Raw genomic sequence first — 3,265 nt, 5'->3', positions numbered from 1 at the left:
GGTCGGTGGGTCGGTGGTCGTAGGCGAGGAGTGATCGGTTGGGTCCGGTCGCGCCGGTGGTTTCGTTGTGCCAGATCGCGGCGGTGAGCGCAAGGAGTCGTTGCAAGATGCGAGCGCAGACGCCTTCGGGTTTGCGGCCGCCGTGGCGTTCCAAGTCGAGCTGGGCCTTCAAGGTCTGGTTGACCGATTCGATGATCTGGCGGAACGGTTTCAGGAATCGGGTGTGCAGTCGTTCCGTCTTTTCTGAGCGCACCTTCGGTCGGATCAGTGTGATGCCGGCGTCGTTGAGTTCGGCCTCGAACGCAGCAGATCGGTAGCCCTTGTCAGCCATCAACACCTGACCTGGCCGGCCGCTGAGTGCCGGATCGAGGTGGATCATCGCCAGTGCAGTGTCGCGTTCGTCGGTCTTGGCTCCGGTCAACGCGTACGCGACCGGCAACCCCGATGGCGTGGCGATCAGGTGCAGTCGGAGTCCCCAGAAGAACCGGGAATGGCTGGCGCAGCAGCCGTAGGTGGCGTAGCCGGCCATGTCGGAACGTTTCACCGTTTCACGGCTCCGGCCGCACTCGACTGGTGTCGAGTCCACGAGCCAGACCAGTTACACCGAATTCCTGACAGACCCGGCTCGTGTCGCGACTGGCAACGTTGGTGGTGGCGCGTCCACCACTTGATGGTCTGGGTCGCGCAGACTGAGTCCGTGGCTGAGCGTGTGTTCGTGCGAGACCCGGAACCGTCGGAGGGCAACACGTTGTTGTCGATCATCTTGCGGGATCCGGGGTCGGTGGTTCGGTGGCGGAGATCGCAGATTGTGTTGTGGTCCGCGCAACGAATGTCTGTCGCCCAGATAGCGCTCATCGCGTTCACGTCGCAGGATCGGGTGCGCGAGGTGATCCACAACTTCAACAGCGACGGGTTCTGCTCCGCGAGGAGGGCGGGTCGTTTCAAGTGATCAAAACGTTGAAGCGTTCGAATGATCCGTTGTTCGAAGACAAGAAGAACCGGATTTTGGAGTTGTATGCGATCGCGAGTGGCACTGCTGAGCCAGGCCCGGGTAATCGAACGGTAGTGATTTGTGTTGACGAGTTCGGGCCACTCAACTTGCTGCCGCACCTGCGTAGGCACAGGGCACCCAAAGCGGTCGGCAAGGGTTCCACCGATCGGCTCTACGGCCACGTCGTGACCAACAAGGATCGGACTGCGTTTATCCGGTTGTTGCGTTGTGTGCGGAGCTTGCATCCGTCTGGCCTTCGGATTGCGATCGTGCTCGACAACTTTTCACCGCACCTGTCGACAAAGAAAGACCAACGCGTTGACGAGACAACCACGAGGGAAGCGCTCAACCACCCGCGATGGCGACATCGAGGTGATGGCAAGCGTAAAACTCTCTCGGGTCCGACGCTGGTGCAGGCCGAAGCTCGCCGTGAGGTCAAGCTCGCTGAGAACGCAGCCCAGCCACGAGTGGCGCGCACACGTTGGCGACGGCGAAAGGCTGTCGATGGTGCTCACCGCCGCCGACGACGGGCTCGCCATCTCGGTACCCGAAGAGTTTTCCGAGCCTTCATTTTCCGTAGCGTTGCGTCCTCCGGATCCTCGCTCGACGCCACTGGCGGTTCGTTGGACACGCTGACTTGCTCGGGAGCAACTCTACGCGGCCATCCGGCGTCGGTGAACGCCTTGCCCTCTCGCGAAACGTGTTCGGTCCATTTCTCGCCGTTCCAGTAACGGTGGCTAAATTCTCCGCTTGGATCGAGGTACCAGTCTGCAGACTGCGGTCCCATGTGCGTCTCCTTAGTGGTGTGGGAGAAGTATCGCGCACTCAATACCGCCTCAGAGACAGTTCCCGGTCGGGCAACCCTCAGTGCGCCAACCCGACACTGAGGCGCGATGAGCGGGTTCTTCGAATCTGAGGGTTGGGTGATGGTTCGGGGTCGATCCAAGACGTACCAGAGGGCCTCTGCAAGTCTCAGCGATGTTCGAAGTGGTTGAGTTGGCCTCTGGAGATTCTCCGTCATCGAGGTGCCCGACGGCGACTACGAACAACTCGCCAGCCTGCGCCCGATCGTCGCGAAACGGTGGCTGTTGCTTGTCGCCGATGCTGCGGGACTCGTCAACGGCGGCTCCCCGCTCCTCCCCACTCCTCCCCACTCTCGGCCCCCGGACTGGACCGTCGTCCTGGCGGCGGCAACCGTCGCACAGTCGAGTCGAGTTCAACGACACTTCGAAGGCCCGAATGCCAACCCGAGCTATCGAGCCAGGAGCCGCGGACGTTTCACGAGCGACACGGATTCCGATCGCTACGACCTGTGGTACGACGCCACAACGGTTGGTGTGGATCTCCTCGTGGAAACGTGGACCAGTCACAGTCGGGTCTGCAAGGTACCGACCGTGCGCTGCAGCTTTTTTCTGGCAATCACGAGAGACCGAGTACGACGTGACCAACGTCAGGAGGCCAACGTCAGGCGACTCGGCGTTTGAGCTGACGCTCCACTGAGGCGACGGCTTTCTTCTTGTCAACCTTCCTCCCGGAAAGCTGCTTGCGGGCGCCCACGTCACCAGTCGCGAGGCCAACGATCAGACTGCGCTGTCGCTTCGTCCGAAGCTTGGAGTACACCACCGGAGAGTTTGGGCCAGGATGAACGACGACGACGACGGGTCCGTTGCACAGCCCGATGCATTTGAGTTCGAGCACATCGCATTCTCGATCGAGTGCCTTCTGCACCTTTGCGAACTCGCAGCGCTTCCGACAATCCTTGCCAGCACAGAGGCCAACGAGCGCCCTATTGCCGACCGATGTAGCAGTGAGTTTCGATCGGTCAGCCAATGGTGTAGTCCCGGAGCAGCTTGTTCATCTCGATGACATGCAGTTCCTCGGCGCCGATCTGGGTCCGTGCGTACTCTTCGAGGTAAATCGAGTCGCCCTCGGCGAGGGCGAGCAAGTTGCGGTAGAGGTCAAGCGCCCGCCGTTCATGACCGATCGACTCGCGCAAGATGTTTTCGATGGTGTGGTCGTGCGACTCTTCGATCTCGCCAATGCCCTGCGTTGGGTGGCCCCCAAGGCCGGTGAGGATCTCGCCAGCCTGGCGAGCATGGACCAGCGATTCGTCTGCCTGCTCTTGCATGAACGCCACCAGAGGCAGACGGTTCGGGCCGGTGATCACGAGTGAGTAGTGGGTATACCTGACGACCCCGGCGAGCTCAGCGAGCATGATCTCGTTGAGGACCGGGTTGATGTCAGTGGTGTCGATCAGTGTGTCAACCATGAAGT

Annotated in this window: 2 protein-coding genes and 1 pseudogene; all 3 read right to left on the bottom strand. The window is 61.1% G+C overall.

Annotation, left to right across the window (positions count from 1 at the left end):
* A pseudogene (locus ACH2EI_RS05645) lies at nt 1-595 on the bottom strand (IS982 family transposase); the annotation flags it as partial.
* Between the two features lie 907 nt (nt 596-1,502).
* Complete coding sequence (locus ACH2EI_RS05640; protein WP_395159403.1) at nt 1,503-1,778, bottom strand: DUF2510 domain-containing protein; 276 nt, start codon at nt 1,776-1,778, stop codon at nt 1,503-1,505.
* A gap of 1,035 nt (nt 1,779-2,813) precedes the next feature.
* Nucleotides 2,814-3,260: a ferritin-like domain-containing protein gene (locus ACH2EI_RS05635; RefSeq protein ID WP_395156364.1), complete on the bottom strand. Its 447-nt coding sequence runs from the start codon at nt 3,258-3,260 to the stop codon at nt 2,814-2,816.
* Nucleotides 3,261-3,265 lie beyond the last annotated feature (5 nt).

This window comes from Ilumatobacter sp. (assembly GCF_041688325.1).
Taxonomy (GTDB): domain Bacteria; phylum Actinomycetota; class Acidimicrobiia; order Acidimicrobiales; family Ilumatobacteraceae; genus Ilumatobacter_A.
This window is presented reverse-complemented; position numbering and strand designations above follow the sequence as displayed.